20 protein-coding genes are annotated in these 15238 nt (G+C 30.1%); 5 read left to right on the top strand and 15 right to left on the bottom strand.

Annotated elements, in window-relative coordinates; all coding sequences use genetic code 11:
• Positions 1-19 precede the first annotated feature (19 nt).
• The gene (locus tag CLRAG_RS07980) at positions 20-1189 is read right to left on the bottom strand and encodes an MFS transporter (RefSeq protein WP_242872110.1); all 1170 of its coding nucleotides are present in this window, start codon (positions 1187-1189) and stop codon (positions 20-22) included.
• 274 nt (positions 1190-1463) lie between these two features.
• Between CLRAG_RS07980 and CLRAG_RS07985 the strand changes: the two genes are divergently transcribed.
• Positions 1464-3029 carry a PucR family transcriptional regulator gene (locus CLRAG_RS07985; protein ID WP_065077934.1) on the top strand — a complete coding sequence of 522 codons (1566 nt, stop codon included), beginning with the start codon at positions 1464-1466 and terminating at the stop codon, positions 3027-3029.
• Between the two features lie 63 nt (positions 3030-3092).
• Here CLRAG_RS07985 and CLRAG_RS07990 read toward each other — a convergent pair whose 3' ends face one another.
• On the bottom strand, positions 3093-3725 hold the full coding sequence (locus CLRAG_RS07990; RefSeq protein WP_065077935.1) for a flavodoxin family protein: 633 nt from the start codon (positions 3723-3725) through the stop codon (positions 3093-3095).
• 377 nt (positions 3726-4102) lie between these two features.
• Entirely contained in the window at positions 4103-4684 is a 582-nt protein-coding gene (locus CLRAG_RS07995; protein WP_065077936.1) for a hypothetical protein, read from the bottom strand.
• 520 nt (positions 4685-5204) lie between these two features.
• Between CLRAG_RS07995 and CLRAG_RS08000 the strand changes: the two genes are divergently transcribed.
• Positions 5205-5411 (top strand): hypothetical protein, encoded by a 207-nt coding sequence (locus tag CLRAG_RS08000; RefSeq protein WP_065077937.1) that lies wholly within the window; start codon positions 5205-5207, stop codon positions 5409-5411.
• Positions 5412-5588: 177 nt separating this feature from the next.
• On the opposite strand, the gene CLRAG_RS08005 is transcribed toward CLRAG_RS08000, so the two are convergent.
• From CLRAG_RS08005 to CLRAG_RS08020, 4 genes are all read right to left on the bottom strand, one after another.
• Positions 5589-5777: a hypothetical protein gene (locus CLRAG_RS08005; RefSeq protein ID WP_065077938.1), complete on the bottom strand. Its 189-nt coding sequence runs from the start codon at positions 5775-5777 to the stop codon at positions 5589-5591.
• A 14-nt stretch (positions 5778-5791) separates the two neighbouring features.
• On the bottom strand, positions 5792-6019 hold the full coding sequence (locus CLRAG_RS08010; RefSeq protein WP_065077939.1) for a hypothetical protein: 228 nt from the start codon (positions 6017-6019) through the stop codon (positions 5792-5794).
• Between the two features lie 533 nt (positions 6020-6552).
• Positions 6553-6990 carry a hypothetical protein gene (locus CLRAG_RS08015; RefSeq protein ID WP_065077940.1) on the bottom strand — a complete coding sequence of 146 codons (438 nt, stop codon included), beginning with the start codon at positions 6988-6990 and terminating at the stop codon, positions 6553-6555.
• 172 nt (positions 6991-7162) lie between these two features.
• Entirely contained in the window at positions 7163-7624 is a 462-nt protein-coding gene (locus CLRAG_RS08020; protein WP_065077941.1) for a DUF4829 domain-containing protein, read from the bottom strand.
• Positions 7625-7794: 170 nt separating this feature from the next.
• Between CLRAG_RS08020 and CLRAG_RS08025 the strand changes: the two genes are divergently transcribed.
• Positions 7795-8328 carry an amidase domain-containing protein gene (locus CLRAG_RS08025; RefSeq protein WP_420808092.1) on the top strand — a complete coding sequence of 178 codons (534 nt, stop codon included), beginning with the start codon at positions 7795-7797 and terminating at the stop codon, positions 8326-8328.
• A 668-nt stretch (positions 8329-8996) separates the two neighbouring features.
• Positions 8997-9218 (top strand): DUF6485 family protein, encoded by a 222-nt coding sequence (locus CLRAG_RS08030; protein ID WP_065077943.1) that lies wholly within the window; start codon positions 8997-8999, stop codon positions 9216-9218.
• Between the two features lie 270 nt (positions 9219-9488).
• Here CLRAG_RS08030 and CLRAG_RS08035 read toward each other — a convergent pair whose 3' ends face one another.
• Positions 9489-9980: a DUF4829 domain-containing protein gene (locus CLRAG_RS08035; RefSeq protein ID WP_065077944.1), complete on the bottom strand. Its 492-nt coding sequence runs from the start codon at positions 9978-9980 to the stop codon at positions 9489-9491.
• Between the two features lie 930 nt (positions 9981-10910).
• Between CLRAG_RS08035 and CLRAG_RS08040 the strand changes: the two genes are divergently transcribed.
• Positions 10911-11243, top strand: coding sequence for a protease inhibitor I42 family protein (locus CLRAG_RS08040; RefSeq protein ID WP_065077945.1), 333 nt, complete (start codon positions 10911-10913; stop codon positions 11241-11243).
• Between the two features lie 77 nt (positions 11244-11320).
• Here CLRAG_RS08040 and CLRAG_RS21230 read toward each other — a convergent pair whose 3' ends face one another.
• From CLRAG_RS21230 to CLRAG_RS08060, 7 genes are all read right to left on the bottom strand, one after another.
• Positions 11321-11452 carry a hypothetical protein gene (locus CLRAG_RS21230; RefSeq protein WP_275507573.1) on the bottom strand — a complete coding sequence of 44 codons (132 nt, stop codon included), beginning with the start codon at positions 11450-11452 and terminating at the stop codon, positions 11321-11323.
• A 308-nt stretch (positions 11453-11760) separates the two neighbouring features.
• Entirely contained in the window at positions 11761-11907 is a 147-nt protein-coding gene (locus CLRAG_RS20140; RefSeq protein ID WP_242872111.1) for a hypothetical protein, read from the bottom strand.
• Between the two features lie 533 nt (positions 11908-12440).
• Positions 12441-12848, bottom strand: coding sequence for a type II toxin-antitoxin system HicB family antitoxin (locus CLRAG_RS08045; RefSeq protein ID WP_083985608.1), 408 nt, complete (start codon positions 12846-12848; stop codon positions 12441-12443).
• Between the two features lie 87 nt (positions 12849-12935).
• Positions 12936-13121: a type II toxin-antitoxin system HicA family toxin gene (locus CLRAG_RS08050; protein ID WP_065077946.1), complete on the bottom strand. Its 186-nt coding sequence runs from the start codon at positions 13119-13121 to the stop codon at positions 12936-12938.
• Positions 13122-13207: 86 nt separating this feature from the next.
• On the bottom strand, positions 13208-13588 hold the full coding sequence (locus tag CLRAG_RS08055; protein WP_065077947.1) for a transcriptional regulator: 381 nt from the start codon (positions 13586-13588) through the stop codon (positions 13208-13210).
• Positions 13589-13832: 244 nt separating this feature from the next.
• Entirely contained in the window at positions 13833-13976 is a 144-nt protein-coding gene (locus CLRAG_RS20860) for a hypothetical protein (protein WP_167351561.1), read from the bottom strand.
• Between the two features lie 158 nt (positions 13977-14134).
• Complete coding sequence (locus tag CLRAG_RS08060; RefSeq protein WP_065077948.1) at positions 14135-14824, bottom strand: hypothetical protein; 690 nt, start codon at positions 14822-14824, stop codon at positions 14135-14137.
• Between the last annotated feature and the right edge of the window lie 414 nt (positions 14825-15238).

Here is a 15238-nt window from a genome sequence, read left to right on the forward strand (position 1 = left end):
CCCTCCAAGCTGTATATTTTTAAATTACTTGCCTATTTTTTTTAACACCCCAAACCAACATCAGTATAGTTAAGGCAGCTGCCACAACTGCTCCTATGATGAAACACATAAAGTTTACACTGCGGCCGCCGCTAATTGATGCGGAAATTGGATTAATAATATATGGGCAACAAAATTGGCCAAAATTTTGTGCACATGTTACAACTGAAATTGCCATACCTGCTGAAAATCCGTCTACAGACATCCCTGTATTGATAAAAATACCAGGTAAAGCAGCAGAGACGGCCATACCAACAAGTATGCTGCCAATATGGCATACAATCATACTTCCAGCAAATGCTATGACTACATAAGCTACTGCCAGCATCAAACACCCAACTGCAATTGCACAGTTTTTAGTCCTCTTTGCCAGGCTGCCATACAACAATCCCATAATAATACCGCCAATTGCAAAGAATGCTAAACCTAGTCCTGAATCTGCAGCAGTTCCAAGATTTTTTTCTGTTACAAGAAATGACAATGAAATGGAATATACTTGTACACTGATAAATAGGATAAACATGAATATAACCCATCCCCATGTAGCACTTGTAAGCTTTGTTTTTTGCACATCACCTGTTGTTGTCATTTTTTCCGGTTTTGTATTTGGTACCATAACTGCTACTAAAATAAGTGATATGATTGCAAGTAGATGAACGAAAAATACATAATTCCATCTCACTTCTGTTAGCCACCCACCTGCAAAAACCATAATAGCCGCTCCTGCCATTTGGCTTGCTTGTAATGTACCCTGTACTTTTTGTTGTTCAACTCCACTAAAATTATCAGCAACAATTGCAGTACTAACAACTTGACATATGCCTATGCCAACACCAAGTATCCCTCTCATAACCAGAATAGTTGTGAAAGATGTCATAAATGCAGGTGCTGATCCTCCTATAAGAAAAATTATAATGCCTGCCAATGCAATATTTTTCTTGGAAATCGTTTGCATAAGCTTGCCGACTACAATAGTTGTAGGTATAATTACAATGCATGGTATTGAAATTAGATTCTGAATCATCGTTTGTGATGCTTCAGGAAATTTAGCTCCTATTGTGGATAAAGAACTGGAAATACCGATAACACCCATCATTAATAATCCAATGCCGTAAATTCCTAACTTAATTTTACTTTTTGCATTTTCCATAAACATTTCTCTCCTTTCATACAGTAGGGTTATTTCTTAAACTAATTTTATCATGTATCTACCTTTCAATGCATCGTCTAAAAGTGAAATTGTTAAATTATTATCATTAAATATATTGCATTTTACTTTTATAATTTATTGATAATTTATTAACTCTATTTTGCAATAAATTGCAACATACTTCATAATATCGCATGTTTAGACACCTATCATCTTGCTTGTTTACACTACTTACTATATAATTTAATAAAGACTATATTACGGAGGAATTATTATGGCAGTAAAAATTAGCAGCTTATTAGAATTTCTTTCAGACTTTAAACCAACTTCTACATGTAAATGTTATCATGAAGTGCGTACTTTTCGTTTGTTAAATAACAATTTAAGTGACTTACATTCAGACTGTATCTACATAGGTAAAGCTTCTCAACTACCATCTATTCAAACAACTGCACCAACAACATTTTTGCTGATAAAGGATAGTGACACTTTTGCATACGATTCTTTAGTCCCTAAATGTGACTATATCTACGTTGAACCTAGTACAGACCTTAATATACTATTTAACTCAGTACAGGATTACTTTGATAATGCTATGTATGTATCTGAATGTGCTCTCAAGATTATGCAATTAAATAAGAATACTTCTACTTTGCAGGAAGTACTTGATTTAGGCTTGGAGTTATTAGGGAATCCTCTCTTGCTAGTAGATGTTTCACTTTGTTTCATCGCTCATGCTGGCGGTAATACCGTTATTAATGAACCTTTATGGGAATGGACATTATCTAAGGGATATGTAACCGAAGAATATGTTAACTCTGTAATGATGGATGGATTAGCTGATGAAAGAACGTATCCACAAAAGCCGCTTTTAATATGGGAAAAGGGTATGTTAAATCATGACCAATTAGTTTTTCGTATTTTATATAACAATACTCCTGTAGGATATCTCAAAACATTGGCATATAATAAACCAATATCTGAAACTGATCAACAGATTATCACACTCATAGGAAATTGTCTCTGCCAGTTTTTAACTAATAATCATGCAGAGCAGGCTTCTTGTTCTCCCCTAATAGAATCATTTTTAGTATCTCTATTAAATGAAAAATTATATGATCATAATGCAATTAATGAGCGCATACACCAATTTAATTTGAAATTATATGATAATTTGATATTGATAGTTATTGAACTAAAAAATGACCTTTTACAAGACAAAGATAAAGCTTTTCTATTTAAACGAAAGCTTCAAAACTTCCTGGGACGAGATAACATTGTATATTACGATAATCATCTTGTAGCTCTTTATGATTATAAATCAAAAGAACCATTTACAGAATTTGAATGGACTAATTTTGAAAATTTATTAAATTCTTTTAATTGTCATGCTGGTATTAGCTTACTATTTAACAATCTTTATTCACTGCCTGAATGTTACCGTTCTGCTTGTGAAGCACTGCATACCGGTTGGAAATTACATTTTTCTAAACCCATTATTAAATATTCACATATTATTCTTCAGCATGTTTTCCTAACTTACGCCAATCAAAAGGATTTGTCACCTTTGATTCATCCAGCTATAAAAACTTTGCAAGAACTAGAATCAGATAAATACCACATGTTACTAGAAACCATAAAAGCATACATTACCAATAGGTTAGAAATTGTACCAACTGCTAAATCATTATTTACTCACTATAATACAATAAAATACAGGCTTAATCGAATTGTAGAACTAACAGGACTAAACTTTACAGACTATCAGACTATATTTCAATTACAATTATCATTTCTTATTATGGACATGCTTGAACAGCTAAAAAAAACTGATGAATAAATTTAGAATCTTCTAATGCAAAATAAGCACCTGTTTTAACCAGTGCTTATTTTGCATTATTCTTTATTTAGACACTAAAGACTCTAATAATTTCCCCATACTATTAGCTTTAAGGATTGTATCTTCCTGCTCTTCAAAACTAGGTGGAAGATGTTTCTTTTCGATTTTATCCAAAATACCATATTTCTTAACCACATTCCCTGCATTACATTTGTGACCAAATCCACATGTGTAACATTGGGAATATCCATGAGCGGATACAGCACCAACTACTGACATCTTATTAACCATCATAGATTTTTTTATAATCATATTGACTAAACTGGCTCCTTGCTCACTATAGCTAGCACTAACTGCTACACCAAGCTTGCCGGATAAACTAAAAGCTGCTCTGTGTCGAAAGCAAAAAGTTCTTTCCAAGCATGCATGACCAAGAGCATTTATAGTCCCTCCATAATTAGGTGCACCAAAAACAATTGCATCTGCCATTAGCATTTTTTCTGCTATTTCATTCCAGTCATCTTTAACTTTGCACTTATTATCGGCAGCGCAAAGTGTACATCCAATACAACCATTAATTCTCTTGCCTGACAATGAAATGTATTCATACTCTGAATTACTTGATTCCAATATAGCTTTCACTGTCTTGCTGGTAATTCCATCTTTTCTGCCGCTTGCACTAATTCCTAAAATCATATTATCCATCCCCTTAATATATTTAGTGTACGTTACTATACTAAATCCTACCTTTATTTGACTGTCACTTAGCTTATAATGATAACATTATCTGTTATTTGTATTAAATAGTATTCTATATTGAATTAAAAATTCCTCTTCCAAAATTTATCCGATGGCTACCAGCCGTAATACCCCCATCTTCTTATAAAGTGGGGGATAACAGCTGCTACGCCCCTGGATAACGATTTCTAAGTTTCAGATGGAGAAAAAAACTCCACCTGAAACCAAGAACTCTGTTTATCTCTTTCAAAGAAATCATTATAATTAATATACAAAAATAAAACCTAAAATAGCTTTTACACTACTCTAGATCTTATTTCTTATTGAACTATATCTTATGATACGTTACCTTCATCTGATGTATCAGTCTTTTGTACAGGAGTTACAGTATTCTGTATATTAGCTAGTTTTTGCTTCAACTTTTCGTTTTCTTTCTGTACCTCAACTAAATCTTGCTGAGCCTTTTGAATTTGTGCATTTTTTTCAGCTTCTGTAGGATTAGCATGTCCTAAGTCATTTACTGCCTCTTGGATAAAATCACTAATAAGCTTTTTTTGATTCATTGTAGGTTCCACATTAATTTCCTTAAGTGCAGCATATACTGTGTTCTGAGCTGCCTTAAATCTGTCTTCATCAGTTTCTAATATTCCTGAATGGTATAGTTGTTCAGCTGCTTTTACACCTGCTTTTGCTTTCTGTTCCATCCAATCTATTAAACTTCCAGCAGGTTTTAGAGCAGGGAAAGTCTCTGAAATTTTTATAAGTGGTTCTGCTGCAGTTAAAACTTGTTCTGTTGTGTTTAATACCTTGTCTACATTAATATTCCTTTTCTTCAAATAAGGTGTTAACCCAAATATGCCTCCGATTACACCAACTAATACTCCACCTATGGCTACAATATCATTTACGCTAATCATACCATTTCCCTCCACTTTAAATTTATCCGATAACTACCTGCTCTAATACTCCTACTTCTCCAAGTGGGAGTAAAGAGCAGTTACGTCCCTGGATAACGATTTTCCCTAAAGGATAACGCCTTCTAAGTGCTGAAGCACTAAGAATCCTGTTAATAAGCATCAGGTGGAGTTAAAACTCCATCTGATGCTAAGAACTCTGTTTATCCTAGTTGTTCAATAATATTCTCTAAATATCCGGCTTTAAATATACCAATGCCTCAATTTAGAGTATTCACCAAACTTTTAATTTGTTCATATAGGATTTTTATTTTTCATCTACGGCATCACCGCGCCATTGTACTATTAAAATGGTCATTCGATCTAGTATCACGTAATTTTAGCTTTTCTCTTATTTGTCCTTGACAAAGGGTACAGTTTACTCAATATAAATTAGCGTGAATTCGGTCAAAAAATTTAGTATTATATTTTCTATATTGTAAATAATATTAACCAAACAAGAAGGTAAGGGAGGAATTGATAGATGAATTCACAAGCAAGAGATAATATTCATAAAGTAAAAGAATCATTGAAAAGTGCTCAGCAAGGTTTGCAAATGGCTGCAGATGAAGTGGAAAATTCTAATATTAAAAATCAAATAAATACTCAGTTAAATCAAGTTTCTACTTGTCTTGACGAATGTGAAAAAATAGCTTCTGGATTAAGTCAGTACAAAAACTACCATTCATAAAAAACATTGCATAACACAAAATATTAAAGCCACCAATTTGTCAATAATTGGTGGTACATAATCAAAATCTACTAATTACAACACTTTAATAGGAATTTTAAATTCTATTCTTCGATAAATTTCATTAATTCTTCATTCTATTCTGGCAAATATAATCTTGTGAGCATCTAGTTTAACTTAATATAAACTTTCTATTACTTTTTTCGCATTTTCCATTTTTTCACATATGTTCTCTAATATATCTTTTTCTAACATTTCATAAAACAACATACCAGTCCCATTATTTTTTTTATGTCTATTTTCACGTTCACTATTTAAATTCCTACAAAATTCATTATTAGATTTGATAATCGGATGCACTCTCATTTTATCACCTCTAATTATATATTCGAAACATACATTAAATGCCTAATATATATTGAAAGCTCAAATGATATATTTGTATGTCCATCAAAAGTAATCATTTCATGATTAGGTTCAGATATTACTTCAATTACACAATCTCTATTTAATTTGTTATGTTCCAGTTTTATTTCTTCTACTTTATTTTCTATATCTTCTAATTTATTTGCACTATAAGTTATAATAGAATTCGGAAAATTATACACCTTACTCACCCTTTCAAATAATTGTTTTTATTTTCGCTAAGGTTATTTCTTATGTATTTTCATATATATATACGAAATGCGCATCACTTTTTAGGGTATCATTAAGAAAATCTTTTTTATTATGCAAAATAGGCATCCTAGATGACGGATGCCTATTCTACAATAATAATTGGGGATCTAATTTTTTTATATACTTTCTTGTGGCAGTTGCACTTAAGTTTAATGTGCCCTGCAACTACAGACACGAGGAGGATAATTACCTTTACTTTTCTTTCATATATGTAAATACATTATTTTCATTTTCGCTAAGGCTATTTCCTTAGGACACTTATAAGTATATACGGTATTTGTTACGATTTAATGTCATACAAGTGAATTATTTATTTATTTTTTGAATGTCCTGTAAATAATATAAGAATAAGCACCAGCTTTAACCAGTGCTTATCTTTATTTATATAAGATATAATCATACTTTGTATTTCCCTGCTGCTTTAAGTTTCTTTCTAAATTAAAGCTATTGTTTGACAAGTCACTTACTTTTTCCACGGCAAATTGCACCTTCCATAAAATACTGATTTACAAATATAAAAACCTCTTATAGTATTACAGAGTATTTTAATTATAAGTGCAATAGATACTACTATAATTCCTATAAGAACCATATTAAATAGTAGCCAACTTACATCTAATAAACTAAAACTAAAAAGTAATACAATATGATTTACTACGCTTATCAAAAGCATTTTAACATTTAATCTTGTCTCCTTTATAAGAAGGTTTATACACAAAATTGATAAAACAATTACAATTGTTTTTAGTTGAAATGTCAATATAAATATTCCCATACCGTTTTCGAGGTCATACCAAGGTGACCATTTAAAGTTAGTGGTTGTTATTAATATTTGAGCAGCAATTAAAAGCACATCTAGCACACCAGTTAAGGAAATTAACATAAGTTTTGCTATTTTCATTTTCCGCCTCCCATAAAATTTACCTGATAATAATCTGCACTTATAATATATTTTAGAAATTTACAATAATTATATTGGGAACTTTGGCTGTACTTGCACATTCAAAAGAAAAAGCTATCCTCAAATATAAGAATAACTCTAAAAATAGCAATAAAGAATTGTTTATTATCAATTATCCCTCTCCAATTTCATCAATTAACCATGGTGAATTCCTGTCTTTTCTAATAAGAGTACACCATTTAACATCTTTTCCACTATCTTCAGGACCAATTCCATCTTTTTTATATTTAACTGTATACTCAACCTTATAAATTTTTATGTTTTCAGCTTTTGCATGAGTTATTGTACCACGGCCATATTTCATATAAGCTTCTTTTTGTGATGGCCTTTTATCTTCAGATATACTATCAAGTTTAACATGTTTAAGATTTTTATCCATGTCTTGCCATTTCTGTACTCGTGTTGAATTAATTCCTTTTAAATCCTTTTCATTAAGATATTTAAAATAATTTTCTACTACCTGTTGAGCAGGATCTATCGACTGCTTCTGCGGATTTGAAACTTTTCTTTTTGCTATGAAACAGCCAGTAATTACAACCACAAAACATAAAATTACCAACATTATTTTTTTCATTTTGCACCCCCATAAAATCTTCCATATACTAATTTCATAAGTTAATATTATCATATTTTTGAAATATTTCGTACTAAAAAAGCCTTCGATATATCCCAAATTCTTAACATCTTAGTACGCAAAAATATTCTATTGCTACATAAAATATAATTATAAATAATTTTATGGAGATTAATATGAACTCATTTAGACAAAACCAATATTCCAGGGCTAATGCTGTAAAATACGCCATTATATATGCGCTTAAACCTAACCCTGCTTATAGATATTTTCCTCTAACAAATAATAACACTAGTGGTGATTGTGCTAACTTTATCTCTCAATGTTTACACGCCGGTGGTGCACCTATGAATTATAGTACTAGAAACCCATGGTGGTATAGACATAGTAGCATAAATATAAATAGAGATACTTGGTCTATATCTTGGGCAGTAGCAAATTCTCTTTACTGGTGCTTGAAAATAAATCAGACCTCACACTTGCCCGGTGCCAAAGGTTTAGAAGTTCAAAATGTTTCTTTGCTTAAACCAGGCGACCTTATATTTTTTGAAGATAACAAAGGCTCTATTTTCCATTCTACAATAGTTACATCGCTCTTACACAATAAGCCACTAATATCTCATCATTCTTTTGAGGCCTTAAACATACCATACCAAAGTTCATGGCCAGCATATAAAATGCATTTTTTAAAAATAAGCATTTAAAGTATAGCTACCAAAAAGGGAGGCTCAGCTTCCCTTAAATTATTATTTCATTTTTATTTATTACACAAAATAAGCACCCTAGATGACGGATGCCTATTCTACAAATAATTGGGGATCTAATTTATATACTTTCTTGTGGCAGTTGCACTTAAGTTTAACGTGTCCTGCAACTACAGACACGAGGAGGATAATTACCTTCACTTTTCTTTCATATATGTAAATGCATTATTTTCATTTTGGCTAAGGCTATTTCCTTAGGACACTTATAAGTATATACGGTATTTGTTACAATTTAATGTCATACAAGTAAATTATCTATTTATTTTTTGAATATCCTGTAAATAATATAAGAATAAGCACCAGCTTTAACCAGTGCTTATCTTTGTTTAATCATGTTTTCATCTGCGTAAAAACACCGATTTGCAAATTTATTGATAAAAATATTACATTGCTGTGAGAATTAAAATTCATTTAGATAATTTCATTGTATAATAACCAGTTTATAATATTATAGTTAGCATTTATACATCTGATATAGTATTTTAAATACCTTTTATGAAAAAAACGTAACAACTTATTGTTATATAATTGAGTAATCATTTCTAATTTGTTATACTTTTCTTTTATACTTAACTAATTCGTGCTGCTCATTTAAGGAGGAACTTTTTATGGCTAATACTGATTTTTGTACATGTAAAAATTATAGTTGTAAGTTTAACCCACGTAATCATGATCAAGGTTGTGATCTCTGCATTAAAATTTGTCTAAATGATGGTGCACTCCCATCATGTTTTTTTAGGGCTGTTTCTGAAGAACTAAGGGATGTAAAAGTAATTGATGACTCATCATATGAAGCTTTTGCAAAACTTGTTCTCAATAACAAGAAATAATTAATACCATTAGTTATTCAATATAAATTTCTATTTAGCACGAATTAGAAATTTTTTAATAATTATAAAATATTCTTTACTTAAGTTTTTGGGAAACAACCTTTTAGTATCCCTCAAACTCATAGTTTCCGTCATTATTCAATACTAAAAAATCTGCACTATATGTTATTGCCTTTTCTTCACCGCTACCTTTCTGGAAAACAAACCTCAGTTGAAGTACAAATCCAGCTATTTTTCCATATTACCATCAACTCTTGGTTCTACATAAAATTAAGGCTGGCCTTGTGAATCTATAAGCCAAGGTGAATTTTTATCTTTTCTAACTACGAAGAACCATGATGTATTTTTTCCATTATCTTCAGCTGTAATAGCATCTTCTTTGTATTTTACATCATAGTCAACTTTATATACTTTTACATTTTCTTTCTTGACACCATTAATACTTCCTCTACCATTAGATAGATACCCCTCTTTAAAGACAGGATTTGTTTCTTCGTTAACAGAAATAAGCTTAATATATTCACGAATATCAAATCCCCATTCCACATTTGGCGCCTTCTGCCATTCAGTTATTGTTGTAAACAAAGCCTTTTTATTCTTCTCATTAAGATACTTAAAATAACTTTCCACTACTTGCTTAGGTTGCAATAACCGCTGTGACTCTGATGCTTGTTTTTGCGAACTAGTCTGTTGTGTTTTTGTTGTAGAGCAACCAGTAAGTATAATAAACAAAGATAAGATTACCAATACTATCTTTTTCATTTTACACCCCCATAAAATCTTTCATATACCAATCCTATGAGTTAATATTATCATATTTTCGAAATATTTCGTGCTAAATAGGAACATATTTAAAAGATAAATTAGTAATCAAGGGTAAATCTTCAATTGGTAAGTTAACTGAAAATGAAATTTCTATAACTGCCGAAGATAAAAACTCAAAAAATTAAAATGCACCCCTCAGAAAGTGCATTTTAATTAATCTCAATCTCTAAAAAATTTTAAACTAAAACCGCAATGGCTTCTTTTAACTATATTAAACCACAATTTATTATTTTAAATCATATTTTATTTTATAAAAGTCACAGTAAAAACTTATATGGCCTAAGTAATTTTCCAGCTACCTTTATTAGTTAACGTTTATATGCCACTATATCGTGAAACAATCCAGAATACAAAATAGGCACCCTAAATGATAGGCGCCTATTTTGTATTAGAATGCTTTAAAGGAAATCAATTAATATATTATCTTGTGATGGTTGCATTTAAATTTTACGTGCCCTGCAACCGCAGACACAGACAGGATATTATTTTACTTTTGTGCCCTCTACATATGAATAAACTATTATCATTAAAACAATTCTTTACATCGTTTTAAGTATATAAATCATTTGTTACAATTTGATGTCATATAAGTAAATTAATTCCCCATTTTTTGAACATTTTGTAAACTTCATAAAAATAAGAACTAGTTTATTATATTTAATCCTAAAATATCTTTTCATAATAACTAGTTTATTTTATTATATATGTGAACAATATTCTAAAAATTCATAAATTTTCTAGGGGGATTTATATGAAAAAATCTGTAAAAGTAGTACCTAATTTCGCTTACTAGCACATGCATATTACTTATACATTACTAACAGAATTAAAGCAACTTCAGGATATCCTCTATCTAAGCCACAGTGCATGACTTTTACAATTAATGCAAATGCTACAAAGATTGATAAGTCTTATAATAACCATAGTATAAAATTAAAAAGTGGTGATATTATACAGTTAACTCTTCCTGAAAACAGAGATGGTGGTTACTTCTGGAACTTTAAGCCTGACTTAGATAGTAATATACTTAAAATAATTGATATTATTAATATCTCTCCTTCTTCTTCTCCAAATCTTGTTGGCGGTGTAGGTAAAAAACGCTGGTTAATTGGTTCAACGAAGATAACAAACACGTATATCTTAGGAGGTACAGGGGTATTTTCAGACAGCTTGATTAATAATATAAAATCTGTGAAATAGTCTTCACCTATACAACTATTTCACAATACCGTATATTCTAGGTTGTGTAATCGGATTTAGCATCCCTTACACAACCTTTAATTTTCATAGAACTTATTCATAAATGCTTCATTTTGCTGTTCTGGTGGATCTCCTTGCTGCGGCTTAGTATCTGCAAATAATTGCAGATTCATTACTAAAGGTGTTTTAGTTTCTTGTAATTTTGCCATATATATTCCCTCCAATCACTCTATTAGATGTTATCCTTATTGGCTTTTAGGGCATCTAATAGGCTGTAGTTATTTTTATTAATTTATAAGCATACAAAAATACTTAAATATAAAACATTTGATTTTTTTATATTTTTATCTTTATTCATTTAATTTAACTCCTTCGTCATAAATTACATTTATAACTTACCTATAATATAAATAATACCATAAACAACTTATTATTGAGGCAGATAATTATATATTTATGCAAACAAACGGAGACTACAATTTTCTTAACCTTTTGAGCCGCTTTCACATTTGTCCATTTAAAATACTTCTTTACAATATTTATAAAAAGTAACTTTACTTATTCCTAAATTCTTTGCAATTTGTTCATCGGTGAGTCCATCTCTGGCCCAACCTTCAACTAATACTAATTTATCTTTTACAGTATCCCATTTTGACTTTGCCACGAACTCACCACTATTAGTTGACGTTTATATGCCACTATATCGTGAAGCAATCCAAACTGCACTTAAACAAAAACTTAATATTAATGGATAACTTAAAAGATGGATGTGATAATTAAACATATCCATCTTTTTATAACGTAAAATAGGCGCCCTAAATAACGGATACCTATTTCACAGTATAATAAAGGGAATCTAATCTATATGTTTTTTGTGGTAGTTGCATTTAAGTTTAATGTGGCTTGCAACCGCAGACACAGATAGCTTTTTACTTTTTTTATGATATTATAATTATACAAAATATTTGTTACAATTTAATGTCCTATAAATAAACTAATTGTCTATTTTTTTAATATTTTGTAAATAATATTAAGATAAGCACCAACTTTAGCCAGTGCTTATCTTCGTTTATACAATATATTAAATTTTATTTATCGACTATATATAGTATGTAACACTTTTACATTAATTTTGTTTCAAATTTGTCTTACTTTTGTGCCACTATTTTTTATTTATTTTTCTTATTAAAAATAAATCTATTCACTAATATTTAACTGCTTCTTAAGTCCTTCCTGAAGAACATGAGAAAAATTCAAGTGTGCCTTTTCAGCTTCCGTATTAAGCCATGAAGGTATTGTTAGAGTTTTCTTAACAGCCTTATTGTCATATTCTCTTATAACCTTTTTTAACTCAACTTTCACAAGTATAGCTACTTGATCCTTTTCTAATTTTATTTTATTTATTTTTTGTGCTTCTGGTATATCTTTTTTGTCTTGATATAAATCAAATAAGCATAGTTTCAATGCATCTTCAGCCATATTATAGGAATCTTCTAATGTTTCTCCATAAGTTACTATCTCATCAAAGTCTGGAAATTTAACATTATAATCATTTTCCCCTAAAGTAGTTATTACCGCAGGAAATATATAAATATCTTTATACATACTTATCTTCCTTTCAATTTAATTTATTTATTTTTTATCTCTGCTTTCTATATTATTTATTTTATATATTAAACTTAGTTGCTAGAACTATTTAAGTCCTAGCTGTTTAAGTATTGAATTCAAAGTTCCTTTTGGTACTTCTTTAGTTCCATGATAAGGTATGATTACTTGTTTAGGAAGATCTTTATGTATTAATTTAATATGTGAACCACGCTGTTTTTTTATTTCCCAGCTTTTATCTTCTGCAAGTTTAATAATTTCCTTACTTGTCATTATTTTTCCCTCCTAACAATTACATTGTATCATACGTATTATACGTATTCAGGCTATTTTAAATTATAAATAAAAAACGACAGCTTTTACTCAGCTATCGCATGTACATCCGTCCATTTAACTACATCCTCCAAAATCTCTCCACACCTCCTATAAGCAGTACTTCTAACTCCTCCGTACATTTTATTGGATATCCAATCAACACTTTTATTTAACTTGTATTTATAAGTAGTAAAGTCCATCATTTCTTTTGACATCGGAGGGATCGTCAGCACTTTTTTCAGTCGAGCTGTATTTCTCTTTAATTGCCTTATTCTTTTCCTGTTTCCGCAGATCTTTCTTTCAACATATTCAAGTTCATCCTCAAGATCCTTACACTCGATTTTGAGAATACTTATTTCATTCAAATCTCTAAAATATCCATACAACTTTCCTTCTGCATTTTTAAATGTTTCTTTGTCTAACACTGCGTTTCCTCCTCAAAACCTTTATTCTCTATTCCTAGCTTTAAATACATGTACACCCACAGCTATTATTCCTACAAATACGCCCATGGATGCAATATATAAACATGCAAATTCCATTAACACTTTCACAGCATCACTCCTTAAATCTCATGTATAAATAATCCATTTATGTCTATAATATTAGATACTTCCATATTAGTTCCTCTTTAATTATTTTTTTGCCAGGGAATTATCCCCCCGGCTTTTATTCTTCTTTGATTCTCTTTCCAATGTCAGCTTTCTTAGCCTGCAACTTGGTTACTTTCTTAAAATCTCTTTCTAGTTCAGCATCTTGAATATCTATATTTAACTGTACTAATTTTTGCCTGTAAAATTCAGTTATTATCATATTTCCACTCCTAGAGGTCATAATTTGTTTGGTTTACGAATAAAAAAAGCACTATAAAATTCAAATTTGAATAATACAGTGTTCTATAGAATATTACATTTCTTAATAATTATAAAAAGCAAAATAGAGGGTGTGAATTTTAAATTATAAAACCCAGTTTACTTGCAACGTTCGTTTAATATTTGTTTTAATTCTGGTTGCTTAGCATAGTATTCATAGTTTATACAAATACCATCCTTAGATCCTCCATTCGTAATTTCAATATTATTATTATTTTTTGTATATACCTCTATTGCAGACATAGGTGATGGCCATGAATGGAAAGCAGCTGCATAATCAAAATAATCATATACTTTTATACTATTTAATAATTCTATAATCTTTACTTGCTCATCTTTAGGTATATCCTTTTCTCCACTTTTCCCATATAATATTACTTTGTCAACATTACTCTCCTCAATAGGTAAACTTGGCACTCCAAAATGTAAAACTTGTTGTTTTTTTAATTTTTTATCGCTTAATGAATGTATATTGGTTCCTAAATATAAGGTATAAGCTCCAGGTGTATATCCATCATATGGATGAGCAATTAAAATACTTTTGCCATCGTCACACAAGCTAATGTTTAAATTTAATGAATTACCACTTATGTCTTTTATTGCTATTGCATTTTTAGTTAAATCATCTAAACAGATATTATCTGAGAACTTTACAATCCAATCTTTGTTTTTATCTACTACTCTGTTATCTGTAATTTGTAATGCATATACTTTACTACCCATAATAACAAATACAAATGTTATTATAATTAAAATTAATTTACTTGATTGTTTTTCTATTTTTTTCATTTGATATACCCTCCCATAAAAAAACTTTAATTCATAATAAACTATGTTTTAACTTTATGATAATTATGCTATGCTTATATGTCAAATATTACATACTTTTTTAATAAACGTAAAATAGTATTATTCTATAAATTTACTGCATTATTCAATTTTCAACGAGTCATGACTTACTTCACAGCCGCCAATGAAAATAGAAACATCCTACAATTCAAATGTTTGCAATGTACATATGTGGACATAATTTTATATTGGCAGGACTAAGTCTGAATGTTCTTTGGAGGATTTTTACCCCGATTTTCAACGTAGACGTATTACCCATGAGCACAGCAGATTGTTGCACCACTAAGAAGTGGATAGCACGTGTAGCAAAGTTCCTATTATCTCGGGTAATTCTCCTGCTAATTTTTTATAGGG

The sequence above is a fragment of the Clostridium ragsdalei P11 genome (assembly GCF_001675165.1).
Lineage (GTDB): Bacteria > Bacillota > Clostridia > Clostridiales > Clostridiaceae > Clostridium_B > Clostridium_B ragsdalei.

Bases quoted from the DNA above. Each gene is read 5' to 3' on its own strand.
- CLRAG_RS08060 (WP_065077948.1), bottom strand. From the start codon at position 14,824: ATGAAAAAAATAGAAAAACAATCAAGTAAATTAATTTTAATTATAATA.
- CLRAG_RS07985 (WP_065077934.1), top strand. From the start codon at position 1,464: ATGGCAGTAAAAATTAGCAGCTTATTAGAATTTCTTTCAGACTTTAAA.
- CLRAG_RS07995 (WP_065077936.1), bottom strand. From the start codon at position 4,684: ATGATTAGCGTAAATGATATTGTAGCCATAGGTGGAGTATTAGTTGGT.
- CLRAG_RS21230 (WP_275507573.1), bottom strand. From the start codon at position 11,452: ATGGCAAAATTACAAGAAACTAAAACACCTTTAGTAATGAATCTGCAA.
- CLRAG_RS08045 (WP_083985608.1), bottom strand. From the start codon at position 12,848: ATGTATAAAGATATTTATATATTTCCTGCGGTAATAACTACTTTAGGG.
- CLRAG_RS08015 (WP_065077940.1), bottom strand. From the start codon at position 6,990: ATGAAAATAGCAAAACTTATGTTAATTTCCTTAACTGGTGTGCTAGAT.
- CLRAG_RS20860 (WP_167351561.1), bottom strand. From the start codon at position 13,976: ATGATAATAACTGAATTTTACAGGCAAAAATTAGTACAGTTAAATATA.
- CLRAG_RS08005 (WP_065077938.1), bottom strand. From the start codon at position 5,777: ATGAGAGTGCATCCGATTATCAAATCTAATAATGAATTTTGTAGGAAT.
- CLRAG_RS08030 (WP_065077943.1), top strand. From the start codon at position 8,997: ATGGCTAATACTGATTTTTGTACATGTAAAAATTATAGTTGTAAGTTT.
- CLRAG_RS07990 (WP_065077935.1), bottom strand. From the start codon at position 3,725: ATGATTTTAGGAATTAGTGCAAGCGGCAGAAAAGATGGAATTACCAGC.
- CLRAG_RS07980 (WP_242872110.1), bottom strand. From the start codon at position 1,189: ATGGAAAATGCAAAAAGTAAAATTAAGTTAGGAATTTACGGCATTGGA.
- CLRAG_RS08000 (WP_065077937.1), top strand. From the start codon at position 5,205: ATGAATTCACAAGCAAGAGATAATATTCATAAAGTAAAAGAATCATTG.
- CLRAG_RS08050 (WP_065077946.1), bottom strand. From the start codon at position 13,121: ATGACAAGTAAGGAAATTATTAAACTTGCAGAAGATAAAAGCTGGGAA.
- CLRAG_RS08040 (WP_065077945.1), top strand. From the start codon at position 10,911: ATGACTTTTACAATTAATGCAAATGCTACAAAGATTGATAAGTCTTAT.
- CLRAG_RS08035 (WP_065077944.1), bottom strand. From the start codon at position 9,980: ATGAAAAAGATAGTATTGGTAATCTTATCTTTGTTTATTATACTTACT.
- CLRAG_RS08020 (WP_065077941.1), bottom strand. From the start codon at position 7,624: ATGAAAAAAATAATGTTGGTAATTTTATGTTTTGTGGTTGTAATTACT.